The 622-nt window shown below is 48.9% G+C and carries 1 rRNA gene; it reads right to left on the bottom strand.

The window, feature by feature from the left end:
• A 23S ribosomal RNA gene (locus J4051_RS18855) occupies positions 1-622 on the bottom strand; the annotation flags it as partial.

Genomic DNA, 622 nt, shown 5'->3' with positions numbered 1-622 from the left:
TCCATAGCTTCGGTAATATGTTTATGCCCGATTATTATCCATGCCGAACCGCTCGACTAGTGAGCTGTTACGCACTCTTTAAATGAATGGCTGCTTCCAAGCCAACATCCTAGCTGTCTGTGCAGTTCGACCGCGTTCTTTCAACTTAACATATATTTGGGGACCTTAGCTGATGGTCTGGGTTCTTTCCCTCTCGGACTTGGACCTTAGCACCCAAGCCCTCACTGCTGATCAACATTTTATAGCATTCGGAGTTTGTCAGGAATTGGTAGGCGGTGAAGCCCCCGCATCCAATCAGTAGCTCTACCTCTATAAAACTATAAATCAACGCTGCACCTAAATGCATTTCGGGGAGTACGAGCTATTTCCGAGTTTGATTGGCCTTTCACCCCTACCCACAGGTCATCCGAAGACTTTTCAACGTCTGGCGGTTCGGTCCTCCATTTAGTGTTACCTAAACTTCAACCTGCCCATGGGTAGATCACACGGTTTCGCGTCTACCACTACCAACTAAAGCGCCCTATTCAGACTCGCTTTCGCTACGGATCCGTGGCTTAACCACTTAACCTCGCTGGCAACGGTAACTCGTAGGCTCATTATGCAAAAGGCACGCCGTCACCCC

The sequence above is a fragment of the Gelidibacter pelagius genome (assembly GCF_017581925.1).
Taxonomy (GTDB): Bacteria; Bacteroidota; Bacteroidia; order Flavobacteriales; family Flavobacteriaceae; genus Gelidibacter; species Gelidibacter pelagius.
The sequence above is the reverse complement of the archived record's forward strand: the minus strand, read 5'-3'. Positions and strand labels throughout refer to the sequence as shown.